This is a genomic window from Pseudoalteromonas sp. APC 3691 (assembly GCF_030408135.1).
GTDB lineage: Bacteria > Pseudomonadota > Gammaproteobacteria > Enterobacterales > Alteromonadaceae > Pseudoalteromonas.
Map to the genome: position 1 here is coordinate 24,354 of NZ_JASDCB010000023.1, position 20,508 is coordinate 44,861.

At 39.0% G+C, this 20,508-nt stretch carries 16 protein-coding genes; 8 read left to right on the forward strand and 8 right to left on the reverse strand.

From position 1 onward, the window contains the following. Positions 1-34: 34 nt before the first annotated feature. The 3 genes from carB to dapB form a co-directional block, all read right to left on the reverse strand. Complete coding sequence (carB, locus tag QL998_RS09450) at positions 35-3,253, reverse strand: carbamoyl-phosphate synthase large subunit (RefSeq protein WP_039487473.1); 3,219 nt, start codon at positions 3,251-3,253, stop codon at positions 35-37. Between the two features lie 16 nt (positions 3,254-3,269). Continuing rightward, positions 3,270-4,406, reverse strand: coding sequence for a glutamine-hydrolyzing carbamoyl-phosphate synthase small subunit (carA, locus tag QL998_RS09455; RefSeq protein WP_004335400.1), 1,137 nt, complete (start codon positions 4,404-4,406; stop codon positions 3,270-3,272). Between the two features lie 361 nt (positions 4,407-4,767). After that, the gene (gene dapB / locus QL998_RS09460; protein ID WP_290192573.1) at positions 4,768-5,571 is read right to left on the reverse strand and encodes a 4-hydroxy-tetrahydrodipicolinate reductase; all 804 of its coding nucleotides are present in this window, start codon (positions 5,569-5,571) and stop codon (positions 4,768-4,770) included. Positions 5,572-5,925: 354 nt separating this feature from the next. Between dapB and QL998_RS09465 the strand changes: the two genes are divergently transcribed. From QL998_RS09465 to QL998_RS09475, 3 genes are all read left to right on the forward strand, one after another. Beyond that, positions 5,926-7,239 carry a Na+/H+ antiporter NhaC family protein gene (locus QL998_RS09465; RefSeq protein ID WP_024604220.1) on the forward strand — a complete coding sequence of 438 codons (1,314 nt, stop codon included), beginning with the start codon at positions 5,926-5,928 and terminating at the stop codon, positions 7,237-7,239. A 132-nt stretch (positions 7,240-7,371) separates the two neighbouring features. Next, positions 7,372-8,160 carry a nucleoside-binding outer membrane protein gene (locus tag QL998_RS09470; RefSeq protein ID WP_024604219.1) on the forward strand — a complete coding sequence of 263 codons (789 nt, stop codon included), beginning with the start codon at positions 7,372-7,374 and terminating at the stop codon, positions 8,158-8,160. 198 nt (positions 8,161-8,358) lie between these two features. Then, a complete protein-coding gene (locus QL998_RS09475) occupies positions 8,359-9,375 on the forward strand; it encodes an alpha/beta hydrolase (RefSeq protein ID WP_182681085.1) in 1,017 nt (338 codons plus the stop codon). Between the two features lie 111 nt (positions 9,376-9,486). On the opposite strand, the gene QL998_RS09480 is transcribed toward QL998_RS09475, so the two are convergent. Then, on the reverse strand, positions 9,487-10,284 hold the full coding sequence (locus tag QL998_RS09480) for a M48 family metallopeptidase (protein ID WP_165742784.1): 798 nt from the start codon (positions 10,282-10,284) through the stop codon (positions 9,487-9,489). Positions 10,285-10,481: 197 nt separating this feature from the next. Between QL998_RS09480 and QL998_RS09485 the strand changes: the two genes are divergently transcribed. Beyond that, positions 10,482-11,684 carry a Bcr/CflA family efflux MFS transporter gene (locus QL998_RS09485; protein WP_182197406.1) on the forward strand — a complete coding sequence of 401 codons (1,203 nt, stop codon included), beginning with the start codon at positions 10,482-10,484 and terminating at the stop codon, positions 11,682-11,684. 26 nt (positions 11,685-11,710) lie between these two features. Here the strand turns inward: QL998_RS09485 and grpE are convergent, their stop codons facing one another. Next, positions 11,711-12,322, reverse strand: a complete 612-nt coding sequence (grpE, locus tag QL998_RS09490) for a nucleotide exchange factor GrpE (RefSeq protein WP_024597391.1) — start codon at positions 12,320-12,322, stop codon at positions 11,711-11,713. Between the two features lie 58 nt (positions 12,323-12,380). Next, positions 12,381-13,346: an HrcA family transcriptional regulator gene (locus QL998_RS09495; RefSeq protein ID WP_024604215.1), complete on the reverse strand. Its 966-nt coding sequence runs from the start codon at positions 13,344-13,346 to the stop codon at positions 12,381-12,383. A 154-nt stretch (positions 13,347-13,500) separates the two neighbouring features. Between QL998_RS09495 and nadK the strand changes: the two genes are divergently transcribed. The 4 genes from nadK to QL998_RS09515 all read left to right on the forward strand — a co-directional run bounded on the left by nadK (position 13,501) and on the right by QL998_RS09515 (position 17,125). Next, positions 13,501-14,385, forward strand: a complete 885-nt coding sequence (nadK, locus tag QL998_RS09500) for an NAD(+) kinase (protein WP_004335384.1) — start codon at positions 13,501-13,503, stop codon at positions 14,383-14,385. Positions 14,386-14,462: 77 nt separating this feature from the next. Beyond that, positions 14,463-15,020, forward strand: a complete 558-nt coding sequence (locus tag QL998_RS09505; protein WP_024604214.1) for a hypothetical protein — start codon at positions 14,463-14,465, stop codon at positions 15,018-15,020. Between the two features lie 75 nt (positions 15,021-15,095). Further along, positions 15,096-16,769: a DNA repair protein RecN gene (gene recN, locus QL998_RS09510; RefSeq protein WP_024604213.1), complete on the forward strand. Its 1,674-nt coding sequence runs from the start codon at positions 15,096-15,098 to the stop codon at positions 16,767-16,769. 32 nt (positions 16,770-16,801) lie between these two features. Then, positions 16,802-17,125: a hypothetical protein gene (locus QL998_RS09515; RefSeq protein WP_004335381.1), complete on the forward strand. Its 324-nt coding sequence runs from the start codon at positions 16,802-16,804 to the stop codon at positions 17,123-17,125. 13 nt (positions 17,126-17,138) lie between these two features. Here the strand turns inward: QL998_RS09515 and QL998_RS09520 are convergent, their stop codons facing one another. Further along, positions 17,139-18,161 carry a GGDEF domain-containing protein gene (locus QL998_RS09520; RefSeq protein ID WP_259365701.1) on the reverse strand — a complete coding sequence of 341 codons (1,023 nt, stop codon included), beginning with the start codon at positions 18,159-18,161 and terminating at the stop codon, positions 17,139-17,141. Between the two features lie 922 nt (positions 18,162-19,083). Further along, positions 19,084-20,499: an FAD-dependent oxidoreductase gene (locus QL998_RS09525; protein WP_024605343.1), complete on the reverse strand. Its 1,416-nt coding sequence runs from the start codon at positions 20,497-20,499 to the stop codon at positions 19,084-19,086. Positions 20,500-20,508 lie beyond the last annotated feature (9 nt).

Sequence of the window (20,508 nt, forward strand, 5' to 3'; positions counted from 1 at the left end):
ACACCAAGGCCCTAGTTGGCCTTGGCACATTTCCTTAGTTCAATCGCAGGTGTAGCTCTTGAACTGACGTTACTTTACTACGGTCATCTGCTTTGTTAGCAGTACAGTTAGCAAAAGCTGCGTTCAAGGTTGTCGTATAGTTGGTTTTATTTTGCAATGCACCACGACGTAACACCTTCGAATCTTCGATCGCTTGGCGACCTTCGGTGGTATTAACAATATAGCTGTACTCTTTATTCTTGATATAATCAAGAATATGCGGTCGGCCTTCATATACTTTGTTTACACGTCGTACTTCAATGCCAGCTTCTTCAAGAGCTTGTGCCGTGCCACCTGTTGCGTCAAGTTCAAAACCTAAGTCGGTCATAATCTTGGCTAATTCAACAATGCGTGGCTTATCGCTATTACGAACAGATAATAACGCGCGACCACCGCGTGGTAAAGTGTTGCTTGCACCTAATTGTGCTTTTGCGAATGCTTCGGCGAAAGTATCACCAACACCCATCACTTCACCCGTTGAGCGCATCTCAGGGCCACGAATTGGATCCACACCCTGAAACTTAGCAAATGGTAAAACAACTTCTTTAACGCTGTAATAAGGAGGGATCACTTCTTTAGTAATACCTTGGCTTGCCAAAGACTGACCCGCCATACAACGAGCCGCCACTTTTGCAAGCGCTACACCGGTTGCTTTTGATACAAACGGTACAGTACGTGCGGCACGCGGGTTAACTTCAATTAAGTACACTTTGCCATCTTTTACAGCAAACTGTGTATTCATTAAGCCAACAACACCAAGCTCAAGCGCCATATCGGTTACTTGCTTGCGCATTACATCTTGCACTTCTTGCGATAAAGAATGTGCTGGTAATGAACATGCTGAGTCACCAGAGTGAACACCGGCTTGCTCAATGTGCTCCATGATACCGCCAATAATTACTTGCTCGCCGTCGCAAATTGCGTCAACGTCAACTTCAATTGCGTTATCTAAGAAACGGTCAAGTAATACAGGTGCTTCGTTTGATGCAGATACAGCTTCGGTCATGTAGCGACGTAAATCGTCTTCATCATATACAATTTCCATTGCACGACCACCTAGTACATACGACGGACGTACAACGAGTGGGAAACCAATTTCAACTGATTTAAGTAGTGCTTCTTCAGTTGAAGTTACTGTTGCATTTTCTGGCTGAAGTAAGTTCAGGCGCTCAACAAGTTGTTGGAAACGTTCGCGATCTTCTGCACGGTCAATCGCATCAGGTGAGGTACCTATTACTGGCACGCCATTCGCTTCAAGCTCACGTGCTAATTTAAGTGGTGTTTGACCACCGTACTGCACGATAACGCCTTTTGGCTTTTCAACACGTACGATTTCAAGTACGTCTTCAAGTGTAATTGGCTCAAAGTATAGTCTATCAGATGTATCGTAATCGGTAGAAACCGTCTCAGGGTTACAGTTAACCATAATGGTTTCATAGCCGTCTTCGCGAAGCGCAAGCGAGGCATGTACACAACAGTAATCAAATTCAATACCTTGGCCGATACGGTTAGGACCGCCACCAATAACCATGATTTTGTCTTTATCTGTTGGGTTTGCTTCACACTCTTCATCGTAAGATGAGTACATGTAAGCTGTGTCTGAGCTAAATTCTGCGGCGCACGTATCAACACGCTTGTATACTGGCACGATGTTTAATAGGTGACGTTTTTTACGAATTTCAGCTTCAGATACACCAGCAATTTCAGCTATACGTGGATCTGCGAAACCTTTGCGTTTAAGTTTACGTAGGAAGTCGGCATTTAAACCAGCCATACCTACTTCACCAATTTTTGCTTCGTCTTTTAAAATATCTTCTATTTGTACTAAGAACCAGCGATTAACTTTAGTCAGCTCGTAAACATCATCAACGCTCATACCATGGCGCATTGCATCGGCAATGTACCAGATACGCTCAGCACCTGGCTCGCGTAATTCGCGGATGATTTTTTCTTTCGCTTTAGGGTCATCAAGTGCAACTATTGGGTTAAAACCTGTTGCGCCCACTTCAAGACCACGTAATGCTTTGTGTAATGATTCTTGTTGGTTACGACCAATCGCCATTACTTCGCCAACCGATTTCATTTGCGTAGTTAAGCGGTCGTTAGCACCGGCAAATTTTTCAAAGTTAAAGCGAGGAATTTTTGTTACAACGTAATCGATTGAAGGCTCAAAAGACGCTGGAGTTTTACCGCCAGTAATATCGTTTTGAAGCTCGTCAAGCGTGTAACCTACTGCTAGCTTTGCAGCAATTTTAGCAATTGGGAAACCCGTTGCTTTTGATGCAAGTGCAGATGAACGTGATACGCGTGGGTTCATCTCAATGATAACCATACGGCCATCTTCAGGATTAATGCCAAACTGCACGTTAGAACCGCCAGTTTCTACACCAATTTCACGTAATACCGCCATAGAGGCGTTACGCATAATTTGGTATTCTTTGTCGGTTAGCGTTTGCGCTGGTGCAACGGTGATTGAATCGCCAGTGTGAACACCCATAGGGTCAAAGTTTTCAATGGTACAAACAATAATACAGTTATCGTTTTTATCACGTACAACTTCTGTTTCGTACTCTTTCCAACCAATCAGTGATTCATCAATCAATAATTCGTTTGTTGGCGATAAGTCTAAACCGCGCTCACAAATTTCTTCAAACTCTTCCATGTTGTAAGCAACACCGCCACCGGTGCCACCCATGGTGAAAGAAGGACGAATGATACATGGTAAGCCAATTCGGCTCATTGTATCTTTAGCTTCTTCCATTGAGTGAGCAATTTCAGCACGAGGACATTCAAGGCCAATGTTTTTCATTGCTACGTCAAAGCGTTCACGGTTTTCTGCTTTGTCGATTGCATCCGCCGTTGCGCCAATTAGCTCAACGCCGTGCTTAGCCAATACACCGTGCTTGTCTAAATCAAGTGCACAGTTTAATGCTGTTTGACCACCCATTGTAGGCAGTACTGCATCTGGCTTTTCTTTTTCAATAATTTTTTCTACCACTTCCCAGTGAATTGGTTCGATGTAGGTAGCATCGGCCATTTCAGGATCGGTCATGATAGTTGCAGGGTTTGAGTTAACTAATATAACTCTATAGCCTTCTTCTCTAAGTGCTTTACACGCTTGAGCACCAGAGTAGTCAAATTCACAAGCTTGACCAATTACAATTGGGCCTGCGCCTAAGATAAGAATGCTTTTTATGTCGGTACGTTTTGGCATTATTACTCCAGTTAAATTAGTGTTTACGCGCTTGCATCAAATCGATGAAGTGGTCAAATAATGGTGCTGCATCGTGTGGACCTGGACTTGCTTCAGGGTGACCCTGGAAGCTAAACGCAGGCTTATCAGTACGATGAATACCTTGAAGCGTTCCATCAAATAACGATTTATGCGTGGCACGAAGCGTACTTGGTAGGCTTGATTCTTGAGCTGCAAAACCATGGTTTTGAGCTGTGATCATAACTACATTACGGTCTAGGTCTTTAACTGGGTGGTTACCACCGTGGTGACCAAATTTCATTTTTTCTGTTTTAGCACCTGAGGCAAGGGCTAATAACTGATGACCTAAACAGATACCAAAAATAGGTGTGTCGGTTTCTAAAAAGGCTTGAATGGCTTCAATAGCGTAAGTACATGGCTCAGGATCACCAGGGCCATTAGATAGGAAGATACCATCAGGGTTTAAAGCAAGTACGTCAGCGGCAGAAGTTTGCGCTGGTACTACTGTAAGTTTACAACCACGGTCTACAAGCATACGTAAAATATTACGTTTTACACCGAAGTCGTAGGCAACAACATGAAACTTTTCATCAGCAGCGTCAAGGGTTTTAAATCCTTCACCTAATGTCCAGCTTGATTCGCGCCACTCAAAATTTTCCTTGGTTGAGACAACTTTTGCTAAATCCATACCTTTTAAGCCTGGGAAGGCTTGCGCGGCTTGTAACGCTTTATTTTCGTCTAGCTCGTCACCGGCAACAATACACCCGTTTTGTGCGCCTTTATCACGCAAAATTCGAGTTAGCTTTCTGGTGTCGATGTCCGCAATACCTAAAATATTACGTTCTTTTAAGTAATCATCTAACGATTGCTCGTTACGAAAGTTACTTGCTAGCAGTGGCAAATCACGGATCACTAGGCCTTTAGCCCAAATTTGATTCGCTTCTTCGTCTTCGCTGTTGGTACCCGTATTACCGATATGTGGGTACGTCAAAGTTACGATTTGTTCCGCGTATGATGGATCAGTCAAAATTTCTTGATAACCAGTCATAGACGTATTGAATACCACTTCACCGACTGACATGCCGTCAGCGCCGATTGCAGTACCGCGAAACACTGTGCCGTCTTCTAGGACTAACAGAGCGGATTTAGTCAAGTTAAACCTCCTAACAGTAAAAAACGGGAGTAAGCAATTGCTTAACACCCCGCCAATACCCAGAGGGATCGTCAAAACCAGATTTTTGTGGGCTTAAATTGTTTTACGCAGTCTTAAATGATGCAGATGTAAAGCATTCAACCTTCAATCATTTTTCTTGCCTAAAACTATTTTCATTCCCACTGAAACCCTGGATTTACTAGCCACTTGGGTATAATTGGAAACACGCATTTAGTAATTTTTGGCAAATTGGCTGCATATTACATGAAGTTGCTATTTAGGTCTAACATTATTTGGTTAATTGTTACAAATAAGTCACTGTAGGTAAAATTAGACCCAAACAGTTAAAATAGTAACTAAACTACTTAAGATCTAGCACATCTTGCATATCATAAAGTCCAGCAGGTTTGTTTTTCAACCAGCTTGCAGCCCTTATAGCACCTAGAGCGAACGTCATTCTCGAACTTGCTTTATGTGTTAATTCAAGCCTTTCGCCCATTGTAGCGAAGTATGCGGTATGTTCACCTACTATATCGCCACCTCTTAGGACAGAATAACCAATCTCATTTTGAGATTTCGCTGTTTCTACTTGGCTTCGGTCATATACCGCAACCTCGTCGTGATCCCAGCCTTTTGCCTCTGCGATTGACTCACCTATTGCCAGTGCAGTACCCGATGGTGCATCTATTTTATGACGGTGATGCGCTTCAAATATTTCGATATCTAAATCGTCACCAAACTTAGTCGCTGCAGTTTGCACAAGGTTAAGTAATACATTGACACCTACGCTGTAATTTCGCGCAAATACAATAGGGATATGTTTAGCGGCATTGTGTAATAGCGCCATATCATCATTTGTTAAACCTGTTGTGCCAATTACCATAGGAATTTTTTGTGCAACAGCTGTTTTTAAATGGTTTTTCATACCCGCTGGCAGCGTAAAGTCGATTAAAACATCTACATTATCTATTGTACTTTCGTCGCTAAAGCTAACACTGTTATCGGCTGCGCTATTTACTTGATTTACATTAATGCCTAATAGCGATGAACCACTACGAACATATGCGCCTGTAAGTTGTGTTTGCTCTTTAATTGTCACGGCTTCTAATAGGGCTAAGCCCATTCTGCCGTTAGCACCAAAAACACCTATTCGATTTGTAGTCATGGTTTTTACCTAATTTAATTTGAATCCGTTTATTAGCCATATATCCGGGCATTACAAAATACGCAGGTGGGTATTTTTATGCAGTTGGATAAATATTAATCGCTGAAAATCGCGTTGCTTTATAGATATTATCTAAAAGTCATGCAATAGTCAGGTGACCTTTTAATTTAATAATAATAACAATACCAGTTTACTTTAGCCATCTATACATTTAAACTTCTCTTTCGCGTCGATTTGGTCTTTGGCTTGCGGACGCTGCGGCTAACAACTTTTTAAAATAAAAAGTTGTACTGCTAAATTCAGCTAAAAGAGGAGTTTTGGCTGTGATAAATTTTACTGGTTATGAGGATTATGATGCAGCCATCATTTAATAAAAACAAAGCAATACTTTCTTTACTTCCCCTACTTACCTTTGTAGCGATATTTTTAGGCTCAGGTTTGTATTTGCAATCGCAAGGGGTTGATTATGCTTTTTACCAACTACCTGCACCTGTTGCTATATTGCCCGCTATTATGCTTGCGTTTATTTTAAATAAAGGCACGGTAAACCAATGTGTAGAGACCTTTATTAAAGGTGCCGGACACAACAATATTATTACCATGTGTTTAATCTACTTACTTGCAGGTGCTTTTTCGGCTGTGGCAAGTGCAACCGGTGGTGTAGATGCGGTAGTAAATGCAGGCTTATCGCTTATTCCACCTTCGTTATTGCTCCCTGGTTTGTTTTTAATTGCGGCCGTTGTTTCTACTGCAATGGGAACGTCAATGGGAACAATTGGCGCCATTGGCCCTATCGCTTATGCGGTATCAATTAAAACGGGTATAGATCCAGCATTAATGGCCGGTACGATTGTATCTGGCGCTATGTTTGGCGATAACTTATCTATTATTTCAGACACCACTATTGCAGCTACGCGCACGCAAGGTTGTGAAATGAAAGACAAGTTTAAAGAAAATCTTAAAATTGCAGTCCCTGCAGCCATTCTAACAATCGCCCTGTTGTTTTATTTAACACCTGCTGCACAAGTAGTTGAAACTAAAGACTATGACATTTGGTTAGTACTTCCTTATGCCTTTATTTTAGTGTTAGCAGTTGCTGGCTTGAACGTATTTGTAGTGTTGTTTAGCGGTATTATTTTTGCCGCATTAATGGGCTTTACAGGAAGTTACGAAGGCGCAAGCTTTGTAAAAGACATTTACAAAGGCTTTACTGATATGCAGGAAATATTTTTACTTTCTATGTTTATTGGTGGCTTATCTGAATTTATTCGTATCAACGGTGGTCTTGATTACATTGCTCAAAAAATTCAAGCAATTACTAAAATCATTGCAAAATGGCACCGTAAAGTGGCAGATCAATTAGGTATCGCTGCGTTAGTTTTAACAAGTAATGTATGTATTGCTAATAATACAGTGTCTATTATTGTGGCCGGTCCTATTGCTAAAAAGCTAGCAGATGACGGTGAAATAAGCGGTAAACGCTCTGCCAGTTTACTTGATATATTTGCCTGTGTTACACAGGGTTCATTGCCATACGGTGCCCAAGCATTGTTATTAGGTGCTACGTTTAAAATTAGCCCGTGGGAAGTATCTACCTCGTCATACTACTGTTTTATTTTAGCATTTACAGCCATTGCAGTTATTTGCTTACGTCGTAATAAAGCATAATTTAAACACCGATACTATGTTGCAGCTTAATAAGTAAGCTGCAACATATGTTAAAATAATACTCTACATATCAATCACTTTTGCTATAATGCGCGCCTTCGCGTGTCACTAAAATTATAGTTAAATACAGATATGAAATTTAAAAAATTACTTCCTCTCGTTACTTTTACATCAATTGCTTTATCGTCTTCTGCTTTTGCGGCTAATTGGAGCAGCACAGCGCTACATATTAATAATGGCAACCAAAAAAACCCATTCACTGAGCAAGAGTCAAACACCACTGTTTACTCGGTTCAACATGCATCGGGTTACGATTACGGCGATAACTTCTTTTTTATCGATTACAGTAAAGACGATACCGATGATGGTTACCAAGATGCTGATTTTTATGGTGAGTGGTATTCAACGGTAAGCTTATCGGCCATTAGCGGCGAAAAAATTGGCGCAGGCGCATTATTAGATGTGGGCCTTACCGGTGGTATTAACGTTGCTGGCGACGCTAAAGTAATGAAATACTTGCCTGGTGTTAAATTAAGCTGGGATGTACCTGGGTTTAACTTTTTTCAAACGCTATTCACAGCTTACATTGACGATAGTGAAGGTGTAGCAAAAGGCGGGGCTCCTATTGAAACAAATAGCTGGATGCTTGATGTTGCCTTTGAATACCCTTTCACTATTGGCTCACAAAAATTTAGCTTTAAAGGCCACGCTGAATACATTGCAGAACGTGAAGATGAATTTGGTAACGATGTAGAGGCGTGGATACTCGCACAGCCTATTTTAGTATGGGATATGGGCCACGCTCTTCAAATGAAAGAAAACACACTACTGTTGGGTATGGAATTACAATACTGGCACAATAAACTAGGTACTGAAGTCACTGAGTCAGTGCCACAAATCCATATTGAGTGGACGTTTTAAGCTTTAACGATACTCGTTTTACCCTACATTAATAAGCGAAGCTCTCTTTTAGCTTCGCTTTTTTCATCTTCAAATTAAACAACGTTGAGCATGACAAAGCCTCAATTGAATAGTACTTAATGTTTGGTTACTATAATGAATTATTCTGAGTTTTATATATTAGAGCTCATATTATTTGTCCTTAATTGGAGTAACCAAATGTCGTCGATTAAAGTTATTTGCTTTTCTACTTTATTGTTATTAACAAACAATGCATTAGCGAGCACAACGCAAGATACCTCTTCACTTTCTTATGATGCGCTTTTAAGCAGTTACCAGTACGACTTTAAAGTAAATTACTTTAACATTGAGTCACAAAAACAGTCTCTTAAAATGGCCTATATTTACTTAAAGCCTACCAAATCCGACATGCCTACAGTGACGCTTATGCACGGCAAAAATTTTAATGCAGATTACTGGACTACCACTGCGCAATACCTGCAATCTTTAGGCTACGGCGTATTAATTCCTGATCAAATTGGTTTTGGAAAATCATCTAAACCAACTAATTACCAGTATTCATTTGCGGCTCTTGCTCATCATACTCATGCGTTAATGGACTCACTTAATATAAAAGAGTCAATTGTATTAGGGCACTCTATGGGTGGGATGCTAGCGAGTCGTTTTGCATTAATGTACCCAAACACAACAAGTAAATTAATTTTACTTAACCCTATTGGGCTTGAAAACTACCTGCAGTATGTTGATTACAAAGATACAAATTTTTTCTATAAAAACGAATTTTCAAAAACGCCAGAAGGCGTAAGAAAATACCAACAAAAAAATTACTACGATGGTAAGTGGAATGCCACATATTCAGCCTTAACCGACTTTATAACAGGGCAAATACAAGGCCCGGATAAAGAACAAATGGCATGGGTAAATGCAAAAACATACGATATGATTTTCACTCAACCTGTAATAACCGAATTTAAAGATTTAACTGTACCGGTTAAATTAATTATTGGTACACGCGATAGAACCGGCCCTGGCCGTAACTGGAAAAAAGACGGTGTTGATTACGAGCTTGGTCGATATGATAAATTAGGCAAACACGCTGCAACACTTATCCCTGACGCACAATTATTTGAACTGGATAATTTAGGGCACCTGCCGCACATTGAAGATTTCGAACGCTTTAAAAATGTATTTAAACAAGCACTTGCTGCTGAATAACCACGCTTAAAAACTAAAATAAAACCCCTGTAGGTAAAATACTTACAGGGGTTTTATTTTAATTACGCATTAATACTAAACGTACACTACTTCAAATAGTAAAGCGCTTAACTACAGTGTGCATTGTGGGTTTTTACCCTGTGCTTTAGCAGTGCCTTGCTCGCTAAGTGCTTTACTCATTTGCGCTTGTAAATTTTTAATACGGTTACTTGGCGCTGGGTGAGTAGATAAAAACTCAGGGGTTGTACCGCTGCCCGCTGCACTCATATTTTCCCAAAGTGTAACCGACTCTTGTGGATTAAAACCCGCCTGTGCCATTAAATCCAGACCTATAGTATCGGCTTCTGATTCGTGAGAGCGGCTAAATGGTAAAACAACTCCATATTGTGCGCCCAAACCTAAGCCTTGCATAATTTCGTTACGGTATTGAATATTACCCATTTCAAGTGCCGCGCTGCCCAGCTGCATACCGGTATCTAAAATAGAGCTTTGTGAAACACGCTCATTAGAATGCTCAGCTATTACGTGCCCTACTTCGTGACCTAGTACTGTTGCTAGTTGGTCTTGATTGGTGGCTATTTTTAATAAGCCCGTATGAACCCCAATGTAACCCCCAGGTAGTGCAAAAGCGTTAGCAGATTCATCTTCAAATACCACTACTTCCCAATTTTGCGACGCGTATTCTTTTGGTAATACAGCGACTACTTTTTCGGCAATGCAATTTACATATGCATTTGTTTTTGGATCTTTATTAATTGGTTGGCTTTTTTTCATATCTGCAAAGCTAGCTGTGCCCATTTCACTCATTTGTTGATCTGAGTAAAGCGCTATTTGAGTACGTCCTGTTGGTGACGTTTTACAACCGGCTAAAACGGCTGTCGCTAATACTGCAAGTACTAGTTTTTTCATGATAATTCTCTTAAGTAATGAATTTTTTATTGCTTGTAGAATAGCAAACACAGTACCAATTTAAAATATTTGCTTTATGTACCGTTATATTAAAAAAAAACAATATGACGATAAACTTAGCGGGCAAACTAAGTTTATTCAAATACAATGCCCTGTTACACTATAACCCTTGTTTTTAGTGATTGTTGAGTTTACATATGGACGCCTCAGCCTCGTCTTTTAATACCCGTATTTTATTGCCTTTATTGGCCAGTATAGTGGCGATTACGCCATTGGCGATAGATATGTACTTACCTGCCATGCTGGTAATTGCAAACGATTTACACACTAATATGCCCAATGTACAAATATCCTTGAGTATTTACTTAGCGGGTTATTCATTAGGGATGCTATTTTTTGGCCCCATTGCCGATCAAATTGGCCGCCGTAAGCTTGCACGTATCGGCTTAACCTTATTTGGCGCAAGCTCACTTGCACTCGCATTTACAACCGAAATCCATGCTTTTTGGACTCTTAGAGCAGTGCAAGCATTTACGGGAGCGGCAGCAACGGTTGTAGTACCGGGTATTATTCGCCATATTTATCAGCAAAATACAGCTAAGGGAATGTCGTATGTGTCGATGATTATGATGGTAGCACCGTTAGTTGCCCCCTCTGTTGGTTCGTTTATTTTAGGATTTTCTGTTTGGTCAACAATATTCTTGGTTCTTGCTGGTTATAGCTTTTTAATATTGGCGTTTGTGCAAGTGTATCTAATTGATATTCCTATTCACAAAAATGAAAAAAAGGGTCTCGCTCTGTTTTTCGACAGCTATAAAACAGTACTCAGTAATAAAGATGCACGTGCCGACATACTCAGTTCTATGTTTGTATCGTTTGGATTTTTTTGCTTTTTGACCTCAGTACCATTTATTTATTTAGATTTATATGAAGTGTCAGAACAGTTATTTGGTGTGTTATTTGCGTTTAATGTAATGGCGCTGATGTTTGGTAACTTTTTAAATACGCGAATTGTACCAAGGCTGGGCTCTCGGAAAATGCTCTATATTGGGCTTACATTTGGATTTGTATCGGGGCTGGCTTTGCTAACATTTAGCTTATTGCATTTATCACTTTATTATATTGTGGCTGCTATTGCGCCATTAATGATGAGCTTAGGCGTCACTGCAAGTAATGCTGACTCGCTAATATTAATGAAGTTTGAAAAAAACACAGGCACGGCAACGGCCGTAATTGGCACACTTCGTTTTGGCAGTGGCGCGTTAGTTGGCCCACTACTCGCTATTATGCATGCAAAAAGCGCAGTGCCATTTTCAAGTCTAATGTTTAGCGCTGTGTTGCTTACTATGCTCGTACAGTTAATTCACTATAAAAAAGACAAAAAAAATGCCTCAATATGAGGCATTTTTTAAAACTAATAATTCAATTAAGCATCAGCAGCTTTAGAAACCATAACCATTGCAGGGCGTAATAAACGACCATTTAATGTATAACCTTTTTGCATAACAGCAAGTACTGTATTAGGTGTTACATCGTTACTTGGTTGAATTGACATTGCTTGATGAAAATCTGGATTAAACTGCTCACCTTGTGGGTTTACAATTTCAACACCAAACTTTGCAACAGCATCGTTAAAGCTTTTAACTGTCATATCGATACCTTCAAGCAACGGCTTTAAAGTCTCATTTTCTTTATCAGAAAACTCAATAGCACGCTCAAGATTATCAATTACAGGTAGTAATTCGTTAGCAAATTTTTCTAGTGCAAACTTATGCGCTTTTTCTACATCTTGTGCTGCACGACGACGAATGTTGTCTACGTCTGCTGCAGCACGAACAACACCATCTTTTTGATCAGCAATAGTTTGTTTAGCAGCTTCAAGCTCTGCATATAGCATAGCTATTTCTGCTTCAGGGCTTTGCTCTTCTTCTGCATGTTGATCAGCGGCTTCTACTGCTGCTTCTACATCAGCCTGCATTTTAGAAATTTCTTCGTTTAATTCTACTTCTTGCTCAGGGTTTTGTGTCTGCTCAGACATAAAATACGTGCTCCAATTCTTTACAACTGCGGTAATTATGGGGATTGAATAAAAAGATTCAAGAGTTAGATGCCTCAATTAATTTAAATTCTCGAATTATTTCTTCGATTTGCGCTGATTTAGGGCAAATTATACAAAAGCGGCTTTGGTATTCTTGATTTTGAAAGTACGGCACGCTTATTACGATCAATTCATCACACTCAGTAAAAGGCAATTTTTCGCTATTAAGTACCGATACACCGTTTTTAAAAGCGAGTTTATCTTCTACATAATTTAAAAACGAAACACCAATATTTAAACTTTGCTCACAATCGATTTGTTTATAGAGGTAATTTTCGCCAACTACAATACTATTATCTGAGCCTAATTTTTGACTTAGTTGTCGCGTCCATTGATTAAGCGAATCATGACAATTTCGAGGCGCTGTATTTGCCATCGCCTGCATACGATACAAACCCTCCATAAGAGTTTGTTGGCTAAATACGGTGTTCAACCATGTTGCAAACTGATAACGAACAGAATCTGACGAATCATGAGGTTTATCAATACAAATGTTGTGGCTCTGCCCAGCCCTGTCTATTAATAGAATAAGCCAGTCGGTAGAATCAAAATCAAGCACTTCTACTCTAAACACTTGCTGCGAGCTGACTTGTGGTAAACCAACACAACAACATATTTGGTATTTTTGGCTCAAACCATGTGCTAGTTCAACGAGTTGTGATTGCTCTGGTTGCCAATAATTAGCAATGTCAGCGAGTGGAAAAAACTCGTCAAACCAATAATCAAACCCTTCATTTGTGGGCACTCGTCCTGCAGATGTATGAGGTGAATACAATAGCCCCACTTTTTCTAAGCGAGCCATAGCATTACGAACCGTAGCCGAGCATACTGCCATGCCTTTGAGCTTGGCAATTTTTGTTGATGGAACAGGCAAGCCTTCACCATTACAGTACATGTTCATAACAGCTGAAAAAATTTGCTGATCTCGTGAGTTTAGTTTCATGGTATCTACATCTTGTTGCATGAAAGAGATATCGGGGCGTCTAGTTGTTTTTCAAGTCGTGCAGTTAACTGACTGCGAATAAAATTGAAGGTTTATAATATTGCTATAATCTGTATTTTCAAACACTTCTGTTTTGAGTTACTCTACAATTATTAAATCTTTTTGTGCGTACATTATGGACTCTCCTTTTAATACCATTGGACTAATTGGCAAACCTAATCACCCGGGAGCCGCTGCTACCCTTCAGCGCTTACATACATTTCTACTTGCGCTTGGTTTTGAGGTAATAGTAGAAAAACGCACAGGGAGTCAATTAGACGATATCCCGCATGACAAACTTGTTAAGTTAGTCGACCTAGGAGAACAAGCCGATTTAGCTATTGTTGTAGGCGGTGACGGTAACATGCTTGGTGCTGCACGCGTGCTTGCGCGCTTTAACATTGCTGTAATTGGAGTAAATAGAGGTAACCTTGGCTTTTTAACTGATTTAAACCCTGAAGGGTTTGAAGCGAGCTTAGAGCAAGTCCTCAGTGGTGAGTACCTTGAAGAAAAACGCTTTTTATTAGAAGTAGAAGTATATCGCCACAACGAATTAAAGAGTGCAAATTCTGCCGTTAACGAAGCGGTACTTCATGCCGATAAAGTAGCGCATATGATTGAGTTTGAAGCTTTTATAAATAATGACTTTGTGTTCTCTCAGCGCTCTGACGGTTTAATAGTATCAACCCCTACTGGCTCTACGGCATATTCACTTTCAGGTGGCGGGCCAATTTTAACGCCAGAGCTAAATGCAATATCGTTAGTGCCTATGTTTCCTCATACCTTATCTAGCAGACCTTTAGTGGTCGATGCCGATAACGAAGTACGCTTAAAGCTAAGCCTAGAAAATACAGATAGCTTGCAAGTAAGTTGCGACAGCCATGTTGTGCTTGCCGTATTACCCGGCGATGAGGTAGTAATTAAAAAAGCGGATAAACAATTGCGCTTAATTCATCCAAAAAATTACTCGTACTACAACGTTTTACGTACAAAACTAAATTGGGGTAGTCGTTTGTACTAATTTTATTGCCAAAAGTTAAACGATAGAGCAAAATATTAGTAACAACTAAAAATTAAACATTTCAGGAACAAACGGCAATGACTTATGTAGTATTCTTTGCTTTACTGCTATTAATTACACTTTTATACAGTTACCTCAAAATTGAGAGTAATCGCAAAAAAGCAATCGAAGCTAGAAAAAAGCTATTTAATGAACGTGTTTCGCATGTAAATTCACGCCTTAGAGTAAAACTTAATGATCTTCTTGATGCTAAAATAATTCGCCCAAAATACGTTCCTCGTATTCAAGCTATTGTAAATAATTTTTTTGTTGTTCAATCGCATACAGAAGAGAATTTACAGCAACTTGAAGATACCGCTGACCTACTAATTAATACGTTGTCCAACGAGTTAATTAAAACTAATCAAACGAATATAATCCAACCATTGATTGATAATATACAGTACTTTGTATCTGAGTTACCTCAGCAAGGAATTTTATACAATAAGAGTTTTTACCTAAATACTTTACCTCCACTTATCGGGCTACTTAAAACCGAAGACGTTATACAAACTACTGATATTGTTGATGATCAAATTGATACCTCCCCAAAAACTTCTGATACACAATTTACTCAAGATGTAAGCGTTGCATAAATAATAAAAAATTAATTTGCAAAAAACCAAAACACTGTATAAATTAACAGTTAATTGACTGGATGGATAAACAGTATGTTAATTGGTTTAGAAGTTAAAAATTTTGCAATTGTTAGTAATTTAAGCACAGAATGGCGCAGCGGTATGACCGCGATCACAGGCGAGACAGGTGCTGGTAAATCTATTGCTATTGATGCGCTATCATTATGTTTAGGTGAACGAGCTGAAGCATCAGCAGTGCGCCCAAGCTCTGATAAAGCAGAAGTATGCGCTCAATTTGACCTAACAGATTTACCGCTAGCTCAATCGTTTTTAGAGCAACATATGCTAAACAATGACGATAATGAATGTTTATTGCGTCGTGTTGTTTGCAAAAATGGACGCAGTAAAAGCTATATTAATGGCAGTGCCGTTACCGCATCACAATTAAAAGAACTTGGTCAATATTTAATATCTATTCATGGACAACATGCCCACCAACACTTATTAAAAGCTGAGCATCAGTTACAGCTTTTAGATGCCTATGCAGGGCATCACCACTTAGTAAATGATGTAAATAACAACTATAAACAGTTTGCTAACTTACAAAAAGAATTTAAACATTTAGAGCAACAACAGCAGCAACAAGCAGCGCAAAAACAATTGTTAGAATACCAAGTTGCAGAGCTCGATGAGTTTGCCTTACAAGAAAGTGAGTTTGATTTAATTGAGGCCGAGCATTACAAACTTAGTAATAGCCAAACAATATTAGAATCGTGCCAACGTGAATTACAATATTTATATGAAAGTGATGAACAAAATGCTTGTTCAATGCTGCAGCACAGTGCCCAACAATTCGCTGAGCTGGCTCAATACGACGAAAGCTTAGCGGGCGTAGCAGCGCTCCTTAGTGAAGCCGCAGTACAAGTTGAAGAAGCAAGCCGTGAAGTTCGAAATTATACTGAGCAAGCAGATTTAGACCCTGCTCGTTTAGGTGAAGTAGAAAATAGACTAAGCGGTGCGATGGATTTAGCGCGTAAGCATCACATAAAACCACAGCAGCTAGTTGAGTTTCATCAATCGATTGCTCAAGAGCTTGAGTCAATAAGTAATAATAGTAATCGTCTAGAGCAACTAGAGTCAGAAATAGAAAGCGCGTTACTTAGTTATAAGCAAGCTGCCGATGAACTAAGTAAAAGTCGCTATGAGTATGCTAATACACTTAACACACTAATAAGTGAAAGCATGGCTAATTTATCGATGGAAAACGGTGTATTTGAAATAGCTTTAACTCAAGAGAGTAGCCGCGCACCAAATAGCTTAGGGTACGATAATGTGTCGTTTTTAGTATCAACTAATCCTGGGCAGCCACTTCAGCCGTTAGCTAAAGTAGCCTCAGGTGGTGAGCTTTCGCGAATTAGCCTTGCTATACAGGTAATTATTGCCCAAAAAGTAACAACCCCAACGCTTATTTTTGATGAAGTTGATGTAGGTATTTCTGGCCCTACGGCATCAGCCGTAGGCAAACTATTGCGCCAGTTAGGTAAGTCTACTCAAGTGATTTGTGTTACCCATTTACCGCAAGTTGCTAGTAGCGCACACCAACAATTTTTTGTAGCTAAAGAAATAGCACAAGGCGAAACGTTCACTCATATGCTGCCTTTGAATAAAGATGGTCGTATTAATGAAATAGCTCGCTTACTTGGTGGTGATAATATCAGTAAAACAGCTAAAGCGAATGCTAAAGAACTAATAATGGCCCATGCCTAATATTGGTTAATAGAGCTTTGAAGGATTAAATAATGCACAGTACTTTAGTTAATTTTTGTATCATTTTAAGTTGGTTTTTATTAGCGCTAAGCAGCTGTTTAATAATTTTTAGTAAATATAAGCATACTTACTTTAAACAGCGCTTACTGAGGTTTTTAAATAGCTTTTTAGTTCTTCAGATAATCGCCGTAGCCTATTACTTTACTAGCGAAAAAATAAATAACCTAAGTGACTTAGGCATCAGTTATTGGCTATTAATTACAATGCAGATTGCCTGTAATGCAATGTGTTACATGAGCGTAAAGCGCAGAAAGGCTAAAATAAAGCCATCACTTGATTCGTTTTCAATGGATTAAAGTAGATAAACTTTTAAGAAGAACACGTTCTGTTTTTACCTTGCGCTTTTGCTTTATAAAGTAGTTCATCAGCACGCTTGATATCAAGATCAATTGAGCGTTCGGCACTTGCAGAGATAACACCAATACTTAGCGTAATATTGGTACTATCTGAAAATAAGCTCACAGCTGAAGCTTTAAGGGTGTTGTGGATTTTTTCTGCAACTTGCTCCCCCTGCTCAACTGTTGCATCTGGAATAACAATTAAAAACTCCTCTCCGCCCCAACGTGATGCAATCGCATTTTTTGGAATACTTTTATCAAAGGTTTTAGCTAACTGAATAAGTGCTTCATCGCCAAAATCATGGCCGAATTGATCATTAATCTTTTTAAAATTATCTACATCAGCTAATAAAATTACAAAAGGAGTATTATTATCTTTCAGCTCACTTTTGAAAGCCACAAGCTTATTCATGGTATAGCGACGGTTTGGCAGGTTGGTGAGTGGATCTATAGTTGCTAAAAATTCATTTTTTTTGCTTAAAGCAATTAATTTACTGCTGTATTTTTCTCTTGAAAATTCGTAATAACCACTCAACGATGCAACAATTATAAAAGCGAGTATGATTCTGACTGGAAACTGCTCAGGATTGTAGTCATATATATTAAATGTATCAGCGCAATAAAAACCGAGAACAATCGCCGATAAAAATAAAACAATATCAAACGTCCCTCGTTTAAGCCCTCGAATTGAATAAGTAACAGGAGACACTATAAATATCCATATAGGCCCTGTACCTTGTGCTCCTCCTGTAAGTACAAGATAAAACATTAGTGCATACAGGTTATATAAAATTACAGTTGCAGACTTCTCTACACCTCTACCTATATTAAACGCCGATAAGTAAACAAACGAAGAAACAACCAAAGTAAATGCTAATAAATAGCTGTTGTTAATAAATGCCAAGCTAGCCATCGAAAACGTTGCTATAAACCCTATTGAGGAAAAGAACCGAACAATGAGCTTAATTTCTAAATTGTTTGAGTATTCGTACATAATTTCTATTTATTTTATTTGTATATAAAAGCAAACTTATAGATATAAAGTAAGCAAACCGTAAACAGCGTGCAATAATGAACCTACTTTATATTTAAATCAACTATTAAGGTTAGTAATTAACACTGACAATTGTGCACATATTTTTAGCCTCTTGCATTTATCTCAGGTAAGTACATTTTTACGATATTAAATTGCTTGGCACTAATACCATTTACTAAAATTATATAAGTACGCCCTTTTATTCCTGCAATAATCGAACTGACTGGTAGTCAAAGAATATATAAACCTGCACAGTTAAAGTTGGTAGTAACTATTCTATGAATTGTGCCTGGCCCCAGCAAATAACACATTAATCAATAAAAGTGCCGCTACAAGAAAATACACGCATTATACCAATCCGCAATAATACTCAATCAATTTCAAGGATTGAACTTGGCACTAACTGTGTTAAAACTTTCGAGATACGACTGCATGAATACAAAGCAATGTAGAGGTAATTGCCGAGAACACCTAAGTAGCAAAACTTTAGCCCCATTATCGACATAATTTTGTTATCTCAAAATAGATCACTTAATTAACCAAATTGGTATTAGAGTATATAAACGACATAGAAGAAAGAAGTGTCGATAACGTTTATATATATGAAACGAGCCCTGAAAGCCGCTTAGTAGATACCCAAAGAAATCGCATTTGGCTTATAAAGAACAACCCATAATAACAAAGCAGTTTCTTTGAAAGTTACTATATAAGGTTACTACATGAAGTTACTAACAAAAGGTGTTGCTCAAGAAAGCCATACAAGAGATGGTATAAATATAGCACCATTTGTCACTAATTACGTTGACATTACATTTGGATAAAACAAATAAAAAAGCAAGCCAGTTGGCTTGCTTCTTATTCATTTTATTAATACGAACAATTAGACTTTTAAATAATCCATAATACCTTCTGCAGCATTACGTCCTTCAAAAATAGCGGTTACCACTAAATCTGAACCACGCACAATATCGCCACCAGCAAATATTTTAGGGTTAGTCGTTTGATGTGTAAACTCACTTTGTTCTGGTGCGTTAATACCGCCCCAGTTGTTTATTTCTACATCGTATTTTTCTAACCAATCCATTTTGTGAGGCTGGAAACCAAACGCCATAATAACTTGATCTGCTTCAATAACATGTTCTGAACCAGGTACTTCTTCAGCACGGCTTCTGCCTTTTGCGTCAGGTTCACCTAATTTAGTTTTAACCATTTTAACGCCGGTCACTTTACCTTTATCGTTCAGTACAATGCCTTTAGGCTGAACGTTATACGTAAATATAACGCCTTCTTCTTTCGCATTTTTAACTTCACGTTTAGAGCCTGGCATATTTTCTTTATCACGACGATAAGCACACGTTACTTTTGCAGCATTTTGTCGAATAGACGTACGCACACAGTCCATCGCTGTATCACCACCGCCAAGTACAACTACTTTTTGATTAGCCATATCAATACACGGTTGTTTTGTCTCGTCGTAGCCCATTACACGGTTCGTGTTACCAATCAAAAACGGCAATGCATCGTGAACACCCGATGCATCTTCATTTTCAAGACCTGCACGCATACTCTGATACGTACCAACCCCTAAAAACACAGCGTCGTAATCAGCTAAAATTTGATCAAGTGCAATATCAACACCTACTTCAACATTTAACTTAAATTCTACGCCCATTTCAGTGAAAATTTCACGGCGCTTTTGCATTACTGATTTTTCAAGTTTAAAAGAAGGAATACCAAATGTGAGTAGTCCACCTATTTCTGGGTGACGATCAAACACTACTGGTTTAACTCCATTTCGCACTAAAATATCAGCACACCCTAAACCTGCAGGGCCCGCACCAATAATGGCTACTTTTTTGTCAGTCCATGTTACATAAGACATATCAGGCTTCCAGCCCATTTTAAATGCCTCATCAGTAATGTATTTTTCAATATTACCAATTGTAACAGCACCAAACTCTTCATCGAGCGTACACGAGCCTTCACACAAGCGGTCTTGTGGGCAAACACGCCCACAAACCTCTGGTAAGCTATTTGTACGATGAGAAAGCTCAGCCGCCTCTATAATACGGCCCGTGCGTATTAACTTTAACCATTGTGGAATGTAGTTATGTACTGGACATTTCCACTCACAGTATGGGTTACCACAATCTAAACAACGGTCAGCTTGTGAGTTAACCTGATTCTCTGAAAAGGGTTCGTAAATTTCTACGAAAGATTTTTTACGTGACGAGATTGGTTTTTTGCGTGGGTCTACACGCTGCACGTCTATAAATTGATATACATTTTCGCTCATACTGCCCCC

Coding starts and splice junctions, on each gene's coding strand:
- QL998_RS09480 (WP_165742784.1), bottom strand. CDS start 10,284: ATGAAAAAACTAGTACTTGCAGTATTAGCGACAGCCGTTTTAGCCGGT.
- grpE (WP_024597391.1), bottom strand. CDS start 12,322: ATGTCTGAGCAGACACAAAACCCTGAGCAAGAAGTAGAATTAAACGAA.
- carB (WP_039487473.1), bottom strand. CDS start 3,253: ATGCCAAAACGTACCGACATAAAAAGCATTCTTATCTTAGGCGCAGGC.
- QL998_RS09505 (WP_024604214.1), top strand. CDS start 14,463: ATGACTTATGTAGTATTCTTTGCTTTACTGCTATTAATTACACTTTTA.
- dapB (WP_290192573.1), bottom strand. CDS start 5,571: ATGACTACAAATCGAATAGGTGTTTTTGGTGCTAACGGCAGAATGGGC.
- QL998_RS09485 (WP_182197406.1), top strand. CDS start 10,482: ATGGACGCCTCAGCCTCGTCTTTTAATACCCGTATTTTATTGCCTTTA.
- QL998_RS09475 (WP_182681085.1), top strand. CDS start 8,359: ATGTCGTCGATTAAAGTTATTTGCTTTTCTACTTTATTGTTATTAACA.
- nadK (WP_004335384.1), top strand. CDS start 13,501: ATGGACTCTCCTTTTAATACCATTGGACTAATTGGCAAACCTAATCAC.
- QL998_RS09470 (WP_024604219.1), top strand. CDS start 7,372: ATGAAATTTAAAAAATTACTTCCTCTCGTTACTTTTACATCAATTGCT.
- QL998_RS09520 (WP_259365701.1), bottom strand. CDS start 18,161: ATGTACGAATACTCAAACAATTTAGAAATTAAGCTCATTGTTCGGTTC.
- QL998_RS09515 (WP_004335381.1), top strand. CDS start 16,802: ATGCACAGTACTTTAGTTAATTTTTGTATCATTTTAAGTTGGTTTTTA.
- QL998_RS09465 (WP_024604220.1), top strand. CDS start 5,926: ATGCAGCCATCATTTAATAAAAACAAAGCAATACTTTCTTTACTTCCC.
- QL998_RS09525 (WP_024605343.1), bottom strand. CDS start 20,499: ATGAGCGAAAATGTATATCAATTTATAGACGTGCAGCGTGTAGACCCA.
- QL998_RS09495 (WP_024604215.1), bottom strand. CDS start 13,346: ATGCAACAAGATGTAGATACCATGAAACTAAACTCACGAGATCAGCAA.
- recN (WP_024604213.1), top strand. CDS start 15,096: ATGTTAATTGGTTTAGAAGTTAAAAATTTTGCAATTGTTAGTAATTTA.